This window comes from Salmonella sp. 741265050_HSA (genome assembly GCF_046569445.1).
In the GTDB taxonomy this organism is placed as follows: domain Bacteria; phylum Pseudomonadota; class Gammaproteobacteria; order Enterobacterales; family Enterobacteriaceae; genus Salmonella; species Salmonella enterica.
The window spans coordinates 413,010-432,878 of the sequence record NZ_JBKFSV010000003.1 but is presented as its reverse complement, the minus strand read 5'-3'; the positions used below and the strand labels follow the sequence as shown (position 1 = coordinate 432,878).

Annotated in this window: 22 protein-coding genes; 8 read left to right on the top strand and 14 right to left on the bottom strand. The window is 53.2% G+C overall.

Translation table 11 applies throughout. From position 1 onward, the window contains the following. Window positions 1-363: 363 nt before the first annotated feature. Window positions 364-2,499, top strand: a complete 2,136-nt coding sequence (locus ACLD4F_RS10380) for an ornithine decarboxylase (protein ID WP_411010825.1) — start codon at window positions 364-366, stop codon at window positions 2,497-2,499. 61 nt (window positions 2,500-2,560) lie between these two features. Here the strand turns inward: ACLD4F_RS10380 and ACLD4F_RS10375 are convergent, their stop codons facing one another. The 4 genes from ACLD4F_RS10375 to mutY all read right to left on the bottom strand — a co-directional run bounded on the left by ACLD4F_RS10375 (window position 2,561) and on the right by mutY (window position 6,587). Continuing rightward, on the bottom strand, window positions 2,561-3,817 hold the full coding sequence (locus tag ACLD4F_RS10375; protein WP_001049803.1) for a nucleoside permease: 1,257 nt from the start codon (window positions 3,815-3,817) through the stop codon (window positions 2,561-2,563). Between the two features lie 216 nt (window positions 3,818-4,033). After that, complete coding sequence (gene mltC, locus ACLD4F_RS10370) at window positions 4,034-5,119, bottom strand: membrane-bound lytic murein transglycosylase MltC (protein ID WP_000976289.1); 1,086 nt, start codon at window positions 5,117-5,119, stop codon at window positions 4,034-4,036. A gap of 112 nt (window positions 5,120-5,231) precedes the next feature. Then, window positions 5,232-5,507, bottom strand: coding sequence for an oxidative damage protection protein (locus tag ACLD4F_RS10365; protein ID WP_000091706.1), 276 nt, complete (start codon window positions 5,505-5,507; stop codon window positions 5,232-5,234). A gap of 27 nt (window positions 5,508-5,534) precedes the next feature. Then, complete coding sequence (mutY, locus tag ACLD4F_RS10360; protein ID WP_061423674.1) at window positions 5,535-6,587, bottom strand: A/G-specific adenine glycosylase; 1,053 nt, start codon at window positions 6,585-6,587, stop codon at window positions 5,535-5,537. A 154-nt stretch (window positions 6,588-6,741) separates the two neighbouring features. Here mutY and trmB point away from each other — a divergent pair, with 154 nt between their 5' ends. From trmB to ACLD4F_RS10335, 5 genes are all read left to right on the top strand, one after another. Next, window positions 6,742-7,461, top strand: a complete 720-nt coding sequence (gene trmB, locus ACLD4F_RS10355; RefSeq protein ID WP_000786890.1) for a tRNA (guanosine(46)-N7)-methyltransferase TrmB — start codon at window positions 6,742-6,744, stop codon at window positions 7,459-7,461. Beyond that, window positions 7,461-7,787, top strand: coding sequence for a YggL family protein (locus ACLD4F_RS10350; RefSeq protein WP_001107574.1), 327 nt, complete (start codon window positions 7,461-7,463; stop codon window positions 7,785-7,787). Before trmB ends, ACLD4F_RS10350 begins: the two co-directional genes overlap by 1 nt. Window positions 7,788-7,836: 49 nt before the next feature. After that, entirely contained in the window at window positions 7,837-8,556 is a 720-nt protein-coding gene (locus tag ACLD4F_RS10345; protein WP_000984827.1) for a DUF2884 domain-containing protein, read from the top strand. A 188-nt stretch (window positions 8,557-8,744) separates the two neighbouring features. Beyond that, complete coding sequence (gene ansB, locus ACLD4F_RS10340) at window positions 8,745-9,791, top strand: L-asparaginase 2 (protein ID WP_000394189.1); 1,047 nt, start codon at window positions 8,745-8,747, stop codon at window positions 9,789-9,791. A gap of 132 nt (window positions 9,792-9,923) precedes the next feature. Continuing rightward, window positions 9,924-10,931: a DUF1202 domain-containing protein gene (locus ACLD4F_RS10335; RefSeq protein WP_411010824.1), complete on the top strand. Its 1,008-nt coding sequence runs from the start codon at window positions 9,924-9,926 to the stop codon at window positions 10,929-10,931. Window positions 10,932-11,021: 90 nt separating this feature from the next. Here the strand turns inward: ACLD4F_RS10335 and hemW are convergent, their stop codons facing one another. The 5 genes from hemW to ACLD4F_RS10310 are packed head-to-tail and all read right to left on the bottom strand — an operon-like array spanning window position 11,022 to window position 14,328. Then, window positions 11,022-12,158: a radical SAM family heme chaperone HemW gene (gene hemW, locus ACLD4F_RS10330; protein ID WP_023138753.1), complete on the bottom strand. Its 1,137-nt coding sequence runs from the start codon at window positions 12,156-12,158 to the stop codon at window positions 11,022-11,024. Beyond that, window positions 12,151-12,744, bottom strand: a complete 594-nt coding sequence (locus ACLD4F_RS10325) for an XTP/dITP diphosphatase (RefSeq protein WP_001174769.1) — start codon at window positions 12,742-12,744, stop codon at window positions 12,151-12,153. The genes hemW and ACLD4F_RS10325 overlap by 8 nt, the downstream gene beginning before the upstream one ends. A 7-nt stretch (window positions 12,745-12,751) precedes the next feature. Further along, window positions 12,752-13,042, bottom strand: a complete 291-nt coding sequence (yggU, locus tag ACLD4F_RS10320) for a DUF167 family protein YggU (RefSeq protein ID WP_001277203.1) — start codon at window positions 13,040-13,042, stop codon at window positions 12,752-12,754. Then, on the bottom strand, window positions 13,039-13,605 hold the full coding sequence (locus ACLD4F_RS10315; protein ID WP_001094848.1) for a YggT family protein: 567 nt from the start codon (window positions 13,603-13,605) through the stop codon (window positions 13,039-13,041). Before ACLD4F_RS10315 ends, yggU begins: the two co-directional genes overlap by 4 nt. Before the next feature lie 18 nt (window positions 13,606-13,623). After that, window positions 13,624-14,328: a YggS family pyridoxal phosphate-dependent enzyme gene (locus ACLD4F_RS10310; protein ID WP_000997812.1), complete on the bottom strand. Its 705-nt coding sequence runs from the start codon at window positions 14,326-14,328 to the stop codon at window positions 13,624-13,626. Window positions 14,329-14,345: 17 nt separating this feature from the next. Here ACLD4F_RS10310 and ACLD4F_RS10305 point away from each other — a divergent pair, with 17 nt between their 5' ends. Continuing rightward, window positions 14,346-15,326: a type IV pilus twitching motility protein PilT gene (locus ACLD4F_RS10305; RefSeq protein ID WP_079981320.1), complete on the top strand. Its 981-nt coding sequence runs from the start codon at window positions 14,346-14,348 to the stop codon at window positions 15,324-15,326. A gap of 131 nt (window positions 15,327-15,457) precedes the next feature. Then, a complete protein-coding gene (locus ACLD4F_RS10300; protein ID WP_411010823.1) occupies window positions 15,458-16,144 on the top strand; it encodes an IclR family transcriptional regulator in 687 nt (228 codons plus the stop codon). A gap of 46 nt (window positions 16,145-16,190) precedes the next feature. On the opposite strand, the gene ruvX is transcribed toward ACLD4F_RS10300, so the two are convergent. From ruvX to endA, 5 genes are all read right to left on the bottom strand, one after another. Continuing rightward, on the bottom strand, window positions 16,191-16,607 hold the full coding sequence (gene ruvX / locus ACLD4F_RS10295) for a Holliday junction resolvase RuvX (RefSeq protein ID WP_000017096.1): 417 nt from the start codon (window positions 16,605-16,607) through the stop codon (window positions 16,191-16,193). Next, window positions 16,607-17,170 (bottom strand): YqgE/AlgH family protein, encoded by a 564-nt coding sequence (locus ACLD4F_RS10290; protein ID WP_001053171.1) that lies wholly within the window; start codon window positions 17,168-17,170, stop codon window positions 16,607-16,609. Before ACLD4F_RS10290 ends, ruvX begins: the two co-directional genes overlap by 1 nt. A gap of 215 nt (window positions 17,171-17,385) precedes the next feature. Continuing rightward, window positions 17,386-18,333, bottom strand: coding sequence for a glutathione synthase (gene gshB, locus ACLD4F_RS10285; protein WP_411010822.1), 948 nt, complete (start codon window positions 18,331-18,333; stop codon window positions 17,386-17,388). Window positions 18,334-18,352: 19 nt separating this feature from the next. Next, window positions 18,353-19,084, bottom strand: coding sequence for a 16S rRNA (uracil(1498)-N(3))-methyltransferase (rsmE, locus tag ACLD4F_RS10280; RefSeq protein ID WP_058331719.1), 732 nt, complete (start codon window positions 19,082-19,084; stop codon window positions 18,353-18,355). Between the two features lie 76 nt (window positions 19,085-19,160). After that, window positions 19,161-19,868, bottom strand: coding sequence for a deoxyribonuclease I (gene endA, locus ACLD4F_RS10275; RefSeq protein WP_000286114.1), 708 nt, complete (start codon window positions 19,866-19,868; stop codon window positions 19,161-19,163). Between the last annotated feature and the right edge of the window lies 1 nt (window position 19,869).

Below are 19,869 nucleotides of genomic sequence, written 5' to 3'. Positions count from 1 at the left end.
CTTGATTATCTGTGACGTATAGAGCGCTGATTTTACCTTGCGCCGTCTGGTGAAAGGTGCCATGATTGCGCGAAATTTCTCCTGCCAGCATGGGGCTCGCCGGGATGAACATAGCGCCTTTATATTGTCTTCACTGTCGCCTGACTGCGCGAGGTTTGCCCCTTTCTTTCCTTTTTTTTGTCATCCCCGCTATGCGGTGAGGGCAGCGCACGCTCACTGCAGGACAACAGTAAAATCAGAAACAGTCTGTTTTTACTGATGTCTGGCGGTCGGAGCTGGTATCCAGTTTGACCCGGCATCTCGTTGGGCAAGGCATCGGCCTTGTCCGGGGTTACTCTACTCCCGAAACGGGTATTTGCGCTTATGAAATCAATGAATATTGCCGCCAGCGGTGAACTCATCCCCCGTCTCTCCACCCACCGAAACGTAGTGGCGCTGGACAGTACCGACTTTACCGATGTGGCCGCAGTCGTCATTACCACTGCCGACAGCCGTAGCGGTATTCTGGCGTTGCTTAAACGCACCGGTTTTCACCTGCCGGTGTTTATGCTTACGGATGAACCCGTCAGCGCGCCTGTCGGCGTTACGGCGGTAATAGGCGGGAACGCGCAGGAATGGCTGGAGCTGGAAAACGCTGCCTGTCGCTACGAAGCGGAACTTCTGCCGCCCTTTTATGACACCCTGACCCAGTATGTCGACATGGGGAATAGTACCTTTGCTTGCCCGGGGCACCAGCATGGCGAGTTTTTTAGAAAACATCCCGCAGGCCGCCATTTTTATGACTTTTTTGGTGAAAACCTGTTTCGTGCGGATATGTGTAACGCCGATGTGAAACTTGGCGATCTGCTAATACATGAAGGTTCTGCCAAACACGCGCAGAAATTTGCGGCAAAAGTGTTTAATGCGGATAAAACCTACTTTGTGCTGAATGGAACTTCGGCGGCGAATAAAGTGGTCACCAACGCCCTGCTGACGCGCGGCGATCTGGTGCTGTTTGATCGTAATAATCACAAATCCAACCACCACGGCGCCCTGATTCAGGCCGGGGCGACGCCGGTCTATCTTGAAGCGGCGCGCAACCCGTTTGGTTTTATCGGTGGTATTGATGCGCACTGTTTTGATGAAACGTACCTGCGCGACCAGATTCGTGATGTGATGCCGGAAAGCGCCGATGCGTCGCGTCCGTTTCGCCTGGCGATCATTCAGCTGGGTACCTATGACGGCACTATTTACAACGCCCGTCAGGTGGTGGATAAAATCGGGCATCTCTGCGATTACATTCTGTTTGACTCCGCGTGGGTAGGCTATGAGCAGTTTATCAATATGATGGCGGATACCTCGCCGTTGCGGCTGGAGCTTAATGAAAACGACCCAGGGATCTTTGTGACCCAATCGGTACATAAGCAACAGGCGGGGTTCTCACAAACCTCGCAGATCCACAAAAAAGATAACCATATTCGCGGCCAGGCGCGTTTTTGCCCGCACAAACGCCTGAACAACGCCTTCATGTTGCACGCCTCGACCAGTCCGTTCTACCCGCTGTTTGCGGCGCTGGATATCAATGCCAAAATCCACGAAGGGGAGAGCGGTCGCCGCCTGTGGGCGGAGTGCGTTGCGCTGGGCATTGACGCGCGTAAAGCCATTCTCGCCCGTTGCAAACTGCTTCAGCCCTTTATCCCACTGGTGGTTGACGGCAAGCCGTGGCAGGCATATCCGACGGAGACCATTGCCAGCAATCGTCGTTTCTTCAGTTTTGAGCCCGGGGCGAAATGGCATGGCTTTGAGGGTTATGCGGATGACCAGTATTTTGTCGACCCCTGTAAACTGTTACTGACCACGCCAGGTATTGATGCTGATAGTGGGCGGTACACCGAATTCGGCATCCCGGCGACCATTCTCGCCCACTATCTGCGTGAGAACGGTATTGTGCCTGAGAAGTGCGATCTCAACTCGATTCTATTCTTGCTGACACCTGCCGAGAGCGAAGAGAAACTGGCGCGACTGGTCGCGATGCTGGCGCAATTTGAACGACACATTGAAGACGATACGCCGCTTGCGGATGTATTGCCGACGGTTTTTCAGAAATACCCGGTGCGCTACCGCGATTACACCCTGCGTGAGCTATGTCAGGAGATGCACAATCTGTACGTTAGCTTTGACGTTAAGGATCTGCAAAAAGCGATGTTCCGCAAAGAAAGCCTGCCGCATGTGGCGATGAACCCACAGGATGCCAACAGCGCCTTTATTCGCGGCGATGTAGAGCTGGTGCGTATCAGCGAGGCGGGCGGGCGTATTGCTGCCGAGGGGGCATTGCCATACCCGCCGGGCGTACTGTGCGTGGTGCCGGGGGAGATTTGGGGCGGCGCGGCGCAGCGTTATTTTTTGGCGCTGGAAGAGGGCATCAATCTGTTGCCCGGTTTTTCGCCGGAATTGCAGGGAGTGTATAGCGAGACCGATGCCGATGGAATTCAACGCTTGTACGGATATGTTTTAAAGTAACGTTGCCTGCAGGCCGGATAAGGCATTTACGCCTTATCCGGCCTGCGAAACAGGGCAAGAATTAATGTGCAACGGGTTGCGAACCTGCCGGAACGCGAACGTGTTTGTATTTGAACAAGGCTACGAACGCGAAGGCCAGCACCAGCGAGTAGCCTGCGAAGATGAGCCACACGGTCTGCCAGTCGGTAATGCCGTTTTGAGTGTAATACTCCACCACTTTACCGCTCACAATGCCGCCCAGGATACAGCCGAAGCCATTGGTCATCATCAGGAACATCCCCTGCGCGCTGGCGCGGATTTCCGGGCGTACTTCTTTTTCGACAAACACCGAGCCAGAAATGTTGAAGAAGTCGAAGGCGCAGCCGTACACAATCATCGACAATACCAGCAGAACGGTACCGAACGGCGTCGGGTCGCCATAAGCGAACAGGCCGAAACGCAGCATCCACGCCACAATACTGATAAGCATAACGTTCTTAATACCATAACGGCTCAGGAAGAACGGAATGGTCAGGATGAATAACGTTTCAGAAATCTGCGAAATCGACATCATCACCGAGGCGTGCTGCACGATAAAGCTACTGGCGAATAGCGGATCTTTATCAAAGCTATGCAGGAAGGTGTTGCCAAACATGTTGGTGATCTGCAGTTCCGCGCCCAGCATCATGGAGAAGATGAAGAAAATCGCCATCCGCTTATTTTTAAACAGCGCAAAAGCGTCAAGGCCCAGCATTGATGTCCAGCTCTGGTTTTTCTGTTGGTTCGCCACCGGAATGTGCGGCAGGGTAAAGGTAAACAGTACCAGCAGAACGGAAAGCGTCGCGCCGATATAAAGCTGCATATGGCTCAGCTCGAAACCGGAGAAACTCACGCCCCACATCGCCAGAATAAAGCCAATGGTGCCCCAGATACGGATAGGCGGGAAGTCAGTCACAATATCCATGCCGGCAGACTGCAGGCGGTAATACGATATGGTATTGATCAAGCCCAACGTCGGCATATAGGCCAGCGAGTTAAGCAGGATCACAAAGAACATCGCCCCAGGCGTAGTGACTTCCGCGGCCATGAATAGCGTGATGGCGCCGACGACATGACACAGGGCATAGACCCATTTCGCGCTCAGCCATTTGTCAGCCACAATGCCTAACAAGGTCGGCATAAAGACGGCGGCAATCCCCAGTGAACTATAAACTGCGCCAATAGATGCGCCGTCAAATTTTAAGGTGACGAACATATACGAGCCCAGGGTAGTGAGCCAGCTTCCCCACAGACAGAACTGCAGAAAAGAGAGTATTTTAAGCTGCAGCTTAAGATTCATGTTAATTTCCTCACACCTGAGAGCGGATGAATGTTTTAAAAGGCACATTTGCCGTTGTGATTTGGTGTGATTCTATCAATGAGAGGCGGGCTTTTTTTGTTACCTGTGACAAATATTTGCAAACAATTTCTGATTGCAAAGCAAAAGAGTGACGGAGTTAACACTTTTACCTTTCCCGCCTCTGTCATTTGCCGGCCAGAGACGGGATGCGATGGTTTATCGGCGGCGATACGATCGCTGGGCGGAATTCACCTTATACAGATAGCGGCGCGACTCCGCAGATGGATGTCGGGTGGTTAATATCTGGTACACATCCCCCGGCGACATGCGGTTAATCATATTCGCGGCCTGAATCTTATCGTTCGAGAATACGCGTAATACGCTGCCTGCGCCGCCATTGTAGGCGGTAATGACCGCATAGCGCCGCGACGTCGGATTCTCAATACCGCTCAGATAGACATTATTCAACATTGCCAGATACGCTGTGCCGGTATCGATATTGCTGGCGGGGTCGAACAGGAAGTTACGGCTTGGCGTGCCGGACTTACCCTGAGAACGGAAAACATCTTTCCCGGCGCTGTGTTGCACCACCTGCATCAGGCCCAGCGCATCCGCGTGGCTGACCGCATACGGGTTAAACGAGGACTCCGTTTGCATAATCGCCAGAATCAGCGACTCGTCAACGCCGTATTTACGGGAGGCCTGGCGTACCATGCCAATGTATTTATGCGCGCGTTTATCAAGGTGGTTCGGCACCAGATTAATGGTGACGCTGTAAATAATACGCAGGCCGTTACTGCGGCTTTTGAGCCGCGTTTTCAGCAAGTAATCCGCGAATGTCGTGGCGCGGCCTTCCCAGCGAATAGGCTGGCCGGTATTGTCGAGGACCTGACCATACAGGAAGGGTTCTTTAGAAATTTTTATGTCATCGACATCGGAGTAAAGATCGACGGAGGTTGGGTCGTCACCCATGAGCAACGTTTTAATAATGGCCCGGCGCAGATGTGCGGTAGGTTCCGTCCCGGCGATGGTTTCAACGGTAATGGTCCCATCATCAAAGTTGATGTGGCTACGGGTCTGGAACTGATCGGTATATTTGACGTAGTCTTTCGGCCCGGCGATCAGGACTTCCTTATATCCCCACAGATTTTCAATATTGTTGGCAAATTGCCCCATCAAAATATCAAAGCCGTTGGTATCCTTGACCCAGGCTTCATTATACGTCTCGCCTTTTTTGGTCGAACTGGAGCAGGAGATGAGCAACGGCGCAATAACAGCAAGCGCGAGTAATTTTTTCATCATTCCGGGAGTGCATGTTGTGTTGTCGTTATGCCATGTTGCCGGGCAGCGGCGCTAAGGGCTTATCCGGCATAACTCACAGGCCGAATAAGCGCAGCTTCATTCAGCAACGGGCCTATTTTTTATCTTCCGGCGTATAACCTTCGATATGAACGTCTTTGCCTTCGAACAGGAAGCTCACCATCTCCTGTTCCAGCAGCTTACGGTGCTCGGCGTTCATCATGTTGAGCTTTTTCTCGTTAATCAACATGGTCTGCTTATGCTGCCACTGCGCCCACGCGTCCTTAGAGATCTCGTTATAGATACGTTTTCCCAGTTCGCCAGGGTAGAGCTGAAAATCTTGCCCTTCAGCGTCGCGTTGCAGGTAAGTACAAAAAATCGTTCTGCTCATAAGTCATCCTCTTCATCGACCGGGGCGTTAAACTGGCGCTCCGGTACGTAACTGCTGTAACAAGCGCTCCACGGGGGCCGCCAGTCCGACTGACGGCGGTTGCGCTAAGTTATACCAGAGCGCGCTGCCTTCATCCATGCAGGCGTCCAGTGACGACACGGGAAGCCACATAGGCACAATATCCAGGTGGAAATGGCTAAATGTGTGGCGAAACGCGTTAAGCTGGGTCAAATTATCAGCGTTAACATGCCGTTGCGCCAGCCATTCACGTAATTCATCTTCGCTGGCGAACTGCGGGAAGCAGTAGAGTCCGCCCCATAAACCGCTGGGAGGGCGCTGCGCCAGGAAAATCTCCTGATTATGCTGTAACAATAAAAAGTAACCCGTCCGCTCCGGCAACGTCTGTTTCGGTTTCTTACCCGGATAGCATGACCAGCTTTCATGCGCAGCGGCGATACAACCGTTTTGCAGCGGACACAGGGCGCACTTTGGCTTTGAACGCGTACAAACCATCGCGCCCAGATCCATCATCGCCTGATTAAAACGCTCCACGCCGCGTGCGGGCGTCACTTGCTCGCTCAACGTCCACAGCGTATTCTCCACCTCTTTTTTTCCAGGCCAGCCGCTAACAGCATAACAGCGAGCCAGCACACGTTTAACGTTTCCATCAAGAATCGGATAATGTTTACCTAACGCGAGGGAGAGAATCGCGCCGGCGGTTGAACGCCCGACGCCGGGTAGCGCGGCGATTTCGGCAAAAGTTTGCGGGAATTCTCCACCGTGAAGCGTCGCCACCTGTTGCGCCGCTTTATGCAAATTACGCGCGCGGGCGTAATAGCCGAGCCCGGTCCATAAATGGAGCACTTCATCCAGCGGCGCATTCGCTAAATCCGTCACCGTGGGAAAGCGCGCCATAAATCGCTCAAAGTAAGGAATCACCGTCGTCACCTGCGTTTGTTGCAACATGACTTCCGAGAGCCATACTTTGTAAGGCGTCTTGTTAATTTGCCAGGGCAGCGTTTTCCGCCCGTATTTGTCGTACCAGTCCAGAACCTGGGCTGAAAATTGAGACGCTTGCATGGAAACTCATTCATTATTGCCGGGGGCAAGATTGCAGCACAGAGGCCGCAGGGTGTAAACCGGAACTTTCCGCAGTGCGCTTCATGCTTGCATCCGGCAACTAACTTTGGATAATGCCCGTTTTCAGAACTCAAACACAGCAGACTACACTTTTATGAAAAACGACGTCATTTCACCGGAATTTGATGAAAACGGTCGCCCGCTGCGCCGTATTCGTAGTTTTGTTCGTCGCCAGGGGCGACTGACAAAAGGGCAAGAGCACGCGCTGGAAAACTACTGGCCGGTGATGGGCGTCGAGTTCAGCGAGGCGCCGGTAGATTTCGCCACGTTGTTTGGTCGCGAAGCGCCGGTGACGCTGGAGATTGGTTTTGGCATGGGGGCGTCTCTCGTGGCGATGGCGAAAGCGCGCCCGGAGCAGAATTTCCTCGGCATTGAAGTGCATTCACCCGGTGTCGGCGCGTGTCTGGCGTCCGCTCATGAAGAGGGCGTTGAAAACCTGCGCGTCATGTGCCACGACGCGGTAGAAGTGTTGCATAAAATGATTCCTGACAATTCTTTATCGATGGTTCAGCTCTTTTTCCCTGACCCGTGGCATAAAGCGCGTCATAATAAACGCCGTATCGTTCAGGTGCCGTTTGCTGAACTGGTATTGAGCAAGCTGAAATTGGGCGGCGTTTTCCATATGGCGACCGACTGGGAAGCGTATGCGGAACACATGCTTGAAGTCATGTCTTCTATCGACGGGTACAAAAATCTGTCAGAGAGCAATGATTATGTACCGCGCCCGGAATCGCGCCCGGTAACGAAATTTGAACAACGTGGCCATCGTCTTGGTCATGGCGTATGGGACTTAATGTTCGAGAGGGTGAAATAATGGCAAAGAACCGTAGTCGTCGTCTGCGTAAAAAAATGCACATTGACGAATTCCAGGAATTAGGATTTTCGGTGGCATGGCGTTTTCCGGAAGGTACATCTGAAGAGCAGGTCGATAAGACTGTCGATGACTTTATTAATGACGTTATTGAGCCTAATAAACTGGCGTTTGACGGCAGCGGCTACCTGGCCTGGGAAGGGCTGATTTGTATGCAGGAAATCGGTAAATGTACCGAAGAACATCAGGCGATTGTGCGTAAGTGGCTGGAAGCGCGCAACCTTGAAGAAGTCCGAACCAGCGAACTTTTCGACGTTTGGTGGGACTAATAAGTACAGGGTCGGCAAATGCCGGCCCGCTTTGTCTTGAGGGAAAGTTATGATGCGCAAAACGCTGCTGGCGGCAGTGCTAACGTTTACGGCGATGGCCGCTCATGCAGATTACAAATGCAGCGTCACGCCGCGTGACGATGTGATCCTGAGTCCACAAACGGTGCAGGTGAAAGGTGAAAATGGCAACCTGGTGATCACGCCGGACGGCAATGTGATGTACAACGGTAAGCAGTACACCCTTAGCGCCGCGCAGCGCGAGCAAGCGAAAGATTACCAGGCGGAACTGCGAAGCGCGCTGCCGTGGATTGATGAGGGCGCCCGATCGCGCGTCGAAAAAGGCCGCGTGGCGCTGGATAAAATCATCGCTAAAGAGGTGGGCGAAAGCAGCAACATGCGTAGCCGTCTGACGAAGCTTGATGCGCAATTAAAAGCGCAAATGAACCGCATTATCGAACATCGTACGGACGGCCTGACGTTCCACTATAAGGCTATCGACCAGGTGCGTGCCGACGGTCAGCAGTTGGTGAATCAGGCGATGGGCGGTATTTTGCAGGACAGCATTAACGAAATGGGCGCCAAAGCGGTGCTTAAAGGCGGCGGCAATCCTTTACAGGGCGTGATGGGCAGTCTCGGTGGTTTGCAAACCGCTATCCAGAACGAATGGAAAAACCAGGAGAAAGATTTCCAGCAGTTTGGCAAAGATGTCTGTAGCCGCGTAGTGACCTTAGAAGATAGCCGCAAAGCGCTGGTTGGCAGCCTGAAGTAATCTTTCCTTTTTAAACAATGGCGCAGATCGTATCTGCGCCTTTTTATTCTGTTTTTTCCTGCATTTTGTTATCCATCTCTAAAAAATACTCTCTGTCGGATATATATCGCTGGTTAATCGTATGGCGTCACATTATTCGTCTGCAATATAGAGATAATGCGACCAGTTGACATAACTGGAGATATAACATGGAGTTTTTCAGGAAAACGGCATTAGCTGCTCTGGTAATGGGTTTCAGCGGCGCAGCGTTCGCTTTACCGAATATCACCATCTTAGCGACCGGCGGAACGATCGCTGGCGGCGGTGATTCAGCAACAAAATCAAATTATACGGCAGGTAAAGTCGGCGTCGAAAATCTGGTGGATGCCGTTCCTCAATTGAAGGACATTGCGGTAGTGAAAGGCGAGCAGGTCGTTAACATTGGCTCGCAGGATATGAACGATGAAGTCTGGCTCACGCTGGCGAAAAAAATCAATACCGAGTGCGACAGCACCGACGGTTTCGTGATCACCCACGGTACTGATACGATGGAAGAGACCGCTTATTTCCTCGATCTGACCGTGAAATGCAATAAACCGGTGGTACTGGTCGGCGCGATGCGTCCTTCCACGTCAATGAGCGCAGATGGCCCGTTCAACCTCTATAATGCGGTAGTAACAGCGGCTGATAAACAGTCTGCCAACCGCGGCGTGCTGGTGGTAATGAATGATACCGTCATGGACGGACGCGACGTCACTAAGACCAATACGACTGACGTGGCGACGTTTAAAGCGGTTAACTACGGCCCGCTGGGTTATATCCACAACGGTAAAATTGACTACCAGCGTACGCCAGAGCGTAAACATACCACCTCCACCCCGTTCGACGTGTCGAAGCTGACCGCGTTGCCGAAAGTCGGTATCGTTTATAACTATGCGAATGCGTCCGATCTGCCGGCAAAAGCGCTGGTAGACGCGGGTTATGACGGGATCGTGAGCGCAGGCGTGGGTAACGGCAACCTGTATAAAACGGTCTTTGATACCCTGGCGACCGCCGCGCACAACGGTACGGTAGTGGTGCGTTCTTCACGTGTGCCGACTGGCGCAACCACGCAGGATGCGGAAGTTGACGATGCAAAATACGGCTTTGTCGCTTCCGGCACGCTGAACCCGCAAAAAGCGCGTGTCTTACTGCAACTGGCGTTAACCCAGACTAAAGATCCAAAACAGATCCAGACGATGTTCAATCAGTATTAAAGATAATGCCCCGGTCGGAAGGCCGGGGCCATCTTTGGAAGACCTCTCGCACAACCAACACTATTATCTTGCTAATTATCATCCTGGTTATGATAATTGTGGGCGTCATGTCTCTGGACGGGAGGTCCACAAGTGGTTCGACAATGGATTGCTGGCGCAGCGCTGTTTGCCCTGATTTCAGGCTATAGTTGGGCAGAGGTTGCTCAACCCTCCGATAACATCTTAAAAGAACAGTTTAGTAAGCAGTACCACGGCATACTTAAACTGGATTCCATTACCTTAAAAAATCTTGATTCGACGGGCAATCAGGCCACCTGGTCTGCCGAAGGGGATATTTCTTCCCGTGAAGATATGTATACCGGCGTTGGTATGGCGGCGGATTATTATTTTGTTGAAAAAACCTGGACCAAAGATCGTCCCGTTAAATTTTCTGCCATGTTAACCAGTAAAGGGACGCCAGCCTCTGGCTGGACGGTGAACTATTACTCATTACAAATGGCAGCCAGCGATCAGGGCCGGGCTATTGACGACATTAAAACGAATGATAAATACCTGATCGTCAACAGTGATGACTTTAACTATCGGTTTGGCAACATTGAAGCCTCCTGGCGTGCGCAGAAAGCGTCGATCCCCGGTCTTGAAGAACAACTCTCTGCCCTGGATAAGAAAATAGCGGTAGCTAAAAAAGAAGCGGACGCATATTGGGGAAAAGGCACTGATGGGAAACCGTTGCCCCGCGCCGAGGCGTTTAAAAAGACGTTAAAAGAGCGCGATGATTATGTAAAAGCCAACGATAGCAGCGTATATGCCGAGAAATACGAAAAAGAGGTCTATCAACCGGCATTAGACGCGTGTCGTAAGCAGAGTGAGCCGTGCAATGAAGCGGCTATTCAGCAGAAAAGAGATTTAGACATACACGAGCAACGGCGGCAGATATTTTTGAAATCAGAAGAGCTGCGTCGAAAAGCGCAGAATGACTGGATAACGTTAGAGAAAGGACAATATCCGCTGAATATAGCGGTACAGAAACTTCAGATGCAACAGAGTGATATCCGCATGAAAATCACGGATATTAATGACGGTTACGAGCGCTGGAAAAAAGATACGGACGATTTACGTCGTAAAGGCGTTATTAAATAATGCGCTTGCCGGCGGCGCATTAACCACCACAGGTCGGTAAGCGTCGTGCCATCAGGTATTTTACCCGCTGGCGCGACAGGCTTATCCTTGTTATTCCGCGAGAAACAACTCAAGAAGAGAGTTTAAAAACAGTTTACCGTGCCGGGTAATCTGCCAGTATTGCTCGCATTCGGTCAGGTAGCCCTGGGCAATAGCCTCGTCGATTGGCTGACGAATAACCGCTTCCGTAAGCCCGGTGTAGTCGACAAATTCGGCGCGAGGCGCGCGCTCCAGCAACCGAAAACGATTCATAAAGAACTCAAAGGGTTTATCGTCATCACTCACGTCACGCTGGCTTTCCAGGTAACGTCCCTGCATATAACCGCGTGGGTGACGGGTTTTGGTGGTGCGCAGGATCCTGCCGCCCGGGAAGGTGACTTTACCGTGGGCGCCGCAGCCAATCCCCAGATAGTCGCCAAAGCGCCAGTAGTTCAGATTATGCTGGCACTGATAACCGGGTTTGGCATAGGCCGACGTTTCGTATTGCTGATAGCCAGCAGCGGTTAATAACTGGTGGCCCTGCTCAAAGATATCCCACAGTGCGTCATCGTCCGGTAAAACCGGCGGACGCGAACCGAACAGAGTGTTGGGTTCAATCGTCAATTGATACCATGAGAGATGCGGCGGATTAAGCGCAATCGCCTGTCGCAAATCATTCAGCGCCTCTTCCAGCGTTTGATCCGGCAATCCATGCATCAAGTCGAGGTTAAAGCTGCGTAGCCCAAGCCCATTTGCCAGTATTGCTGCCCGCATCGCCTCTTGTGGACCGTGAATACGGCCAAGACGTTTCAGCTTAGGCTCACTAAAGCTCTGCACGCCAATGGAGATCCGGTTTACGCCGGCGCGCTGATAGTCGATGAAGCGGTCGGCTTCGACCGTGCCGGGGTTCGCTTCCATGGTAATTTCCGCATCCGCCGCCAGATTCAGGCGCGCACGCACGCCGTCCAGCAGCGTTTGCATCGCCGGCCCGGAAAGCAGGCTTGGCGTACCGCCGCCAATAAAAATGGTCTTTACTTCACGCCCTTGCGCCCAGGCGACATCGGCGTCCAGATCGTTTAACAGATGCTGGACGTAGTCGTCATGCGGCACCTCACCCTTCAACGCATGGGAATTGAAGTCGCAATATGGACATTTTTGTACACACCAGGGAATATGAATATAAAGACTGAGCGGCGGTAGTTTAGCCATTGCGTAACGCATCCAGCAGCAGCTTGAGCGCTTGTCCACGATGGGAAATCGCGCTTTTTTCTTCACGGGTCAGTTCTGCGGCGGTTTTGCCTTCAGACGGTACGAAGAAAATGGGATCATAGCCAAATCCGCCATTTCCGGCCGCCTGGCGAGTAATGACGCCAGGCCAGCTACCGTGACAGACTATCGGTGTGGGATCTTCGGCATGACGCAAATAAACCAGCACACAATGGAATCGCGCCTGGCGTTTGTCGTCCGGAACATCTCGTAGAGTATGCAGCAGTTTTTCCAGATTTTGCTGATCTGTCGCGTTTTCGCCAGAATAGCGCGCGGAATAGATACCCGGCGCGCCGCCTAAAACGTCAACGGCCAGACCGGAGTCATCGGCAATGGCGGGCAGACCGGTCATTTTAGCGGCATGGCGCGCTTTGAGAATCGCGTTTTCAATAAACGTCAGGCCGGTTTCTTCCGCGGAGTCAACGCCCAGTTCCGTTTGCGCTACCACATCAAGCCCAAAATCGCTTAACAGCGACGCGAGCTCGCGCACTTTACCGGCGTTGCCGGTTGCGAGAACAACTTTTTGCATGGAATACCTACTCAGTTAACGCCGCAATTTCCGGCGGGATCTGTTGCGGGTGAATAATTTTTACCTGTTTGTGACGGCCCAGCTCGCCTTTTTCGATGACGATCTGACTTTTCGCCACGCGAAACTGTTTACCGAGAAACTTGATCAGATGGCTGTTTGCCTGACCGTCAACCGGCGGGGCGGTAATGGCGACTTTCACCTCGTCGCCATGTAAGCCCACAATACTGTCGCGGCTGGCTTTCGGCTGAATATAAAGCCGTAACACCAGACCGTCTTCGCAGCGAGTCACAGCACTCATAACGCCATCCACAGCCCCGGCAGCAACATGTTGCCCGTCGCTTGTAAGACTTCAGCGATCCCCATATTAACGACATACAGCAGCAGCACCAGAACCATCGGCGAGAAGTCGATGCCGCCCATCGCAGGCAGTATACGGCGAATCGGGCTGAGCAGCGGCTCGGCAAGCTGAATCAATACATATTCAATCGGGCTACGACCCTGGCTCACCCAGCTCATGATAGCCATGACCAGCAGCACCCAGAAGATCAGCAGGCCGATTGTTTTAAGCAAGATAAGCACCGCGGCAATCCAGATAATCGCCTGAAACGTAATGACCTTAAACAGCACTATCGCCTTAATAACGCTAAGAATAAACGCCACCAGCAGGGAAGCGCTGTCAATCGGCCCCATTGGCGGGATAATACGACGCAGCGGTCCGATGATGGGCTGCGTAATTTTCACCACGAACTGGGAGAAAGGGTTGTAAAAGTCACAGCGGGCCCACTGCATCCACACGCGCAATAATAGCACCATGGTATACAGCTCAATTACCGTTGAGAGCAGGAAGGTCAACGTATTCATGGCGTTCCTCAGTTTTCCTTAATTTTTTGTGTAATCACGAGCACCAAAGATAGCGGTGCCGATGCGCACCATTGTGCTACCTGCCGCAATCGCGGCTTCCATATCGTCGCTCATACCCAGAGATAGGGTATCAACGTCAGGGTAGCGCGCTTTCAGCCCGGCAAATGCTACAGCCATTTGACGTGCGACTTCAAACTGCCTTACATAATCTGACTCTGGCGCCGGGATCGCCATCAGTCCGCGAAGCCGCAGACGCGGCAGTGTTGCCACCGCCGCGGCCAGCTCATCCAGTTCCGCCAGCGGAATGCCTGATTTGCTGTTTTCATCGCTGATATTAATTTGGATCAGAACATTTAGCGCCGGCAGATTATCCGGACGCTGTTCGCTCAGCCGCGAGGCGATACGCAGGCGATCGATGGTATGACACCAGTCAAAATGCTCGGCCACCAGCCGACTTTTGTTGGACTGTAAAGGGCCAATAAAGTGCCAGTGCAGGCCTTCCACTTTCGCTTCCTGAAAGTGGCGGATTTTTTCCACCCCCTCTTGTACATAATTTTCACCAAATGCCCGTTGTCCGGCGGCAATGGCTTCTGCGATGTCGCTCGCAGGTTTGGTTTTACTCACTGCAAGCAACGTAACTTCTTCTGAAGAGCGGCCGCAACGCGTCGCCGCGGCGGAGATTTTGTCCCGGATGTATGCCAGGTTATGCGCGATATCGTTCATTTTCCGAGGATGTTTATATGAATATGGAAGAAATTGTGACGCTTAGTGTAAAGCATAACGTCTCGGATCTACACCTGTGTAACGCCTGGCCTGCGCGATGGCGCAAACAAGGACGCATGGAGAACGCGCCTTTTACCGCGCCTGATGTCGACAGGCTTCTGCTTGATTGGCTTAATGATGCGCAACAATATCAGTGGCGAACGCACGGCCAGCTTGATTTCGCCGTCTCGCTGTCTGGCACGCGGCGCCTGCGCGCCAGTGCGTTCACACATCAACAGGGAACGTCGCTGGCGCTACGGCTATTGCCCGAGCGTTGTCCTGATCTGGCGGAAATCCAGACGCCGCCGATAGTACCCGCACTACTTGCCAGCGAGAACGGACTGATTCTGGTCACTGGCGCTACTGGCTGCGGGAAGTCCACCACGATGGCGGCGATGGTGGGACATCTTAATCAACATGCCGATAAACACATCCTGACGCTGGAAGATCCTATTGAGTACCGTTACACCAGCAAGCGTTGCCTGATACAGCAGCGGGAAATCGGCCAGCATTGCGCCACTTTTGCCGCCGGGCTGCGCGCGGCGTTGCGTGAAGATCCCGATGTCATTTTGCTGGGAGAGCTGCGTGACAGCGAGACCATTCGCCTGGCGCTGACGGCGGCGGAAACGGGGCATCTGGTACTGGCAACCCTGCATACTCGCGGTGCGGCGCAGGCGGTGGAAAGATTAGTGGATAGTTTTCCGGCGCAGGAAAAAGAACCGGTACGCAGTCAACTGGCGGGTAGTCTGCGCGCTGTACTATCGCAAAAACTGGAGGTCGACAGGCAGGAGGGGCGCGTGGCGTTGTTTGAATTACTGATTAATACGCCAGCCACAGGGAATTTGATCCGTGAAGGCAAACTCCATCAGTTGGCCCACGTGATACAAACCGGGCAGCAGCAGGGGATGATGACATTCGCCCAGAGCGCGCAATGGCGTCAGGCGCAGGGACGGCTGTAGCGAACATGGCGGCGTAGGGGCGTTGTAAAGTGTTGACTGGCGCGGTGGATTGAACGGTATACAGGCTTGTATCCTGGCGAACCGGCGTTAAAATCGCAGCTTTGTTAAAACCACAGCGAAGCCATTTAACGATGTCATCACAACCGAATCAAAGCCTGATAGATGGCATTCGCTGTCTGCAATATCTGGTCTCCAGCGACCGTGCTATCGGATGTCGCGAGCTTGCCCGGTTGATGGATATTAATACCACGCGCGTTAATCGCCTGTTAATGACGATGGCCTCTATTGGACTCACGATGCAGGATGAGCACCGACGCTATTTACCCGGGCCAGGCATTCATGCTTTGGCGGCGCAGGCGATTCGCGGTTCAGCGCTGTTCTCCCATGCGTTGCCTATCCTTGAGCGACATGCGCCCAGAGACATCGTGGTGGCATTAGGCGTGCTATGGGAGGACCAGATTATCTATATTTATCACTCTACGCCGGGTTCGCAGGGAAGTCAGGCGTTGGCGGGGTTTCGCATGTGCCCGGCCTGGCAGTCGGTACCAGGGGTAGCGTTACTGGCGGCAGAAAGCGATGAGGCGCTAATGCAGCGCTTTACTCCGGAGCAGTGGCGTAATCTGGCGCCGCATGTGGCGCAGCAGCGCCAGCGGGGATACGTGCTGTGGCATCACGCTGATGGTGAAGTTTCTATGGCGCAACCGCTAGGCAAGCACGCCGCAGCGCTGGCCTTTGCGGGAATGTGGCGGATTGATGAGGCGGAGGCGGCTGCGCGTTTACAGGCGTTGAAGGCATTAAACCAGCGTATTGCCCAGTAAGCCTGGCAACCGTGACCGCGTTATCCGCCTGCTGACAAAAACGGCTTTAATACCCCTGTTCAAAATAGCTTTCGAGGATAATCACGGCGGAGGCCGAGTCCACTTTGCCTTTGTTCAGCGCGCGATACCCACCTCGTTCAAACAGACCGGAGCGTGCTTCAACGGTGCTGAGTCGTTCATCGTGCAGCGTGACAGTTACCCCGAAACGCCCATGAATACGGTTGGCGAATTTACGTGCGCGCGCCGTCAGCGGTTGTTCAGTGCCATCCATATTAAGCGGTAGCCCGACAATAATTTCGTCTGGCTGCCACTCTTTCAGCAAACGTTCAATGAGCGTCCAGTCGGGCGTGCCGTCCTGTGCTTTGATTGCCGGAAGCGGACGGGCGGTGCCGGTAATGCGTTGTCCTATTGCAACGCCGATGCTTTTTGTGCCGAAGTCAAAGGCCAGTAAGGTGCCGCTCATCAGGCGTGCCCCGCAACGCCAGGCATGGTCAGAATATCAATGCCAATAAGTTTTGCCGCTTCGCGCCAGCGCTCGGCAATGGGCGTTTTGAACAAAATATTGAGATCGGCGGGCGCGGTAAGCCAGGCGTTATCAAGCAACTCTTGTTCAAGCTGGCCTTTATCCCAGGAGGCGTAGCCCAGCGCGACCAGCACATCGGAAGGCTGTTGTTGGGTACCTAACGTTTCCAGCACATCGCGGGAGGTGGTAATCACGGTATTGTCTGAGATACGAATGCTGGAGGCGAAACGTGACGGTGGAGTATGGAGAATAAATCCGCGATCTTCCGCCAGCGGGCCGCCGAGCATGACGGCTTTATCAAGACGAATTGCCGAATCGCGCGGTTCCGGCGTAATTTTTAATTTTTCCAGAATCCCTTCAATTTGCAGATTTTCCAAAGGCTTATTAACAATAATCCCCATAGCGCCGTCCTGGTTGTGTTCGCAAATATACACCACGGAACGGCGGAAAATCGGGTCCTGGAGCGCAGGCATGGCAATAAGAAAGTGATGCTGTAAATTCATTGTCAGAGGTTCTGTTTCCTGGTTCAAAAAAACGACAGTGTTCAGTATGTGGGGAAAGCGGACGGTTGTCACTCATATAAGCCGTCTTTTGCCAAAGGACGGCGGCCTTATCGGGCAATAGATTGCCGGATGGCGATGCTGATGCGCCGCCTTATCCGACCGGGGCGGCGTGATTGCTCAGGCCCGGTAAGCGCACGCCACCGGGCTATAAACGTTTACTTCGCCAGACGCGCTTCGATGGCGTCCATCAACATCCCGGTGATAGAGAGCGGGTATTCCGCTTCAATTTCACGCACGCAGGTTGGGCTGGTCACGTTAATTTCCGTTAAGCGGTCGCCGATAATATCCAGACCGACGAAAATAAGCCCTTTGGCTTTAAGCGTTGGCCCAACGCGGCGGGCGATTTCCCAATCGCTTTCGCTCAACGGACGGGGTTCGCCGCGACCACCAGCCGCCAGGTTGCCGCGGGTTTCGCCGCCCTGCGGAATACGCGCCAGGCAGTAAGGCACCGGCTCGCCGTCGACGACCAGTACGCGCTTATCGCCATCTTTGATCGCGGGCAGATAGTTCTGCGCCATGCAGTAGCGGTTGCCCAGCTCGGTCAGCGTTTCGGCAATAACGCCTATGTTAGGATCGCCTTTCTTAACGCGGAAAATGGACGCGCCGCCCATACCGTCCAGCGGTTTCATAATGATATCGCCGTGCTTTTCCCAAAACGCTTTGAGCTGCGCTTTATTGCGCGTTACCAGCGTTTCCGGCGTCAGATCGGCAAACCAGGCAGTATACAGTTTTTCATTACAGTCGCGCAGGCTTTGCGGTTTGTTGACGATCAGCGTCCCTTCCTCTTCAGCGCGTTCCAGAATATAGGTCGCATAAATAAACTCGGTATCAAACGGCGGATCTTTACGCATCAGGATAACGTCGAGGTCGGCGAGTTTAATCTCCTGCTCGCTGCCGAACTCGTACCATTTATCGTAATTTTGCTCCACGCTCAACGTTCGCGTGCGGGCGCGGGCTTCGCTGTTAATCAGATAAAGGTCGGCCATCTCCATATAATGAAGTTCATAACCACGACGTTGGGCTTCCAGCAGCATAGCGAAACTGGTGTCTTTCTTGATGTTGATGTGTGCGATGGGGTCCATCACGATGCCGAGCTTGATCATTATTTTCTCCGTTAACGCTTCATCCTAAGTCGCCAAAACGCACCTGTAGCGCGGTAATGGCGGTGAGCGCGGTTGTCTCAGTACGCAGAACGCGAGGTCCTAACAGAATATCAGTAAACTGATAGCGCGCGGTCATCGCGATTTCGTCCGCCGACAGCCCGCCTTCCGGGCCGATCAGCAGTCGGACGCGTTCAACCGGCAGCGGCAGAGTGTTGATGCTGGCATGGGCGCGCGGATGAAGATTGAGCTTCAGCCCGGAATCTTGCTCGGCGCACCAGGCTTCCAGCGCCATCGGCGGGCGAATTTCCGGCACCCGGTTACGCCCGCATTGTTCGCAGGCGGCGATGGCGATCTTTTGCCACTGCTGGCGCTTTTTGTTCAGACGTTCATTATCCAGTTTAACGCCGCAGCGCTCAGAGAACAGTGGCGTAATGAGGCTTACACCTAGTTCGATCGATTTCTGGATAGTAAATTCCATTTTTTCACCGCGCGACATCACCTGGCCCAGATGGATATGTAGCGGCGATTCACGATCGTCGATTTCGCCTTTCATCACTTGCACTTCAACGCTTTTCTTAGTGGCGCTAATGATTTCAGCATCGAATACCTGATTGCTGCCGTCAAACAGCTGTAACGCTTGTCCCGCTCCCATGCGCAGTACACGACCAATATGGTTGGCCGCATCTTCGCATAACGAAATCTGCGTACCGGACGTCAACAATTCAGGGTGATAAATGCGGGGAATACGCATAATAAAAAAATCCGCGTCATGGCCCCGGCGTTTGGCTATCCAGGGCATGGGTTAACAAGAATCCCGCTAGTGTAGGTTAGCTCTTTCGCGCCTGGCAAGCGCGTTGCACATAGGGATTATGATTACCCTGGACCTTCGCGATACGCGCATCGCGCTCGCACTCCCAGGCGGTAACGGGGTACTGCTTATCCCAGACGTTAAAAAGCTGCGTTTGTTGGCGGGAAAGTTTCAGTTGGTATTGGTCGCGCATATAAAAATAAGTGCGGGCGATTGCGCCACGGGCGCGGGCGGGCGGCTCGGCGATTTTCGCTTTAAAATCCACTTTCATGGCGCATTGCCCGTACTGACCTTCGCCGCCGTTCCACTGGCTATACATAAAGTTGCCGCGATCGCCATTCACTTCGCCAATCGCGGGTTGCAGGTTATGCATATCGCTTTCCATTTTGCGGTAGACAGGGTCTTTAGCGCAGTTTTTTCGCCCGCCGTCCTGCCAGCACTGGCGCTGATGACCGAATTGCCAGGCGGGGACAACGTGCTCCCACTCAATGCGTCTGGCGCGATTCTCGTTTTTACGCACCTTATAGCCGCAGGACTCCAGGTCTACGACGCCTTTTTTACCCTGCCAGCGGATTTGGCACCCGCAGTAAAAGCTGCCGGGCGCGTCAGCATTGACTTTGACGCTCGCCGCTTTGGCCTGAGAAAAATTGTTAATGCCATCGGCCAGGGCCTGGTCTGAAAACGCTGCGGCCAGCAACGCAGCGGCAAAAGAAAAATTACGGTACATT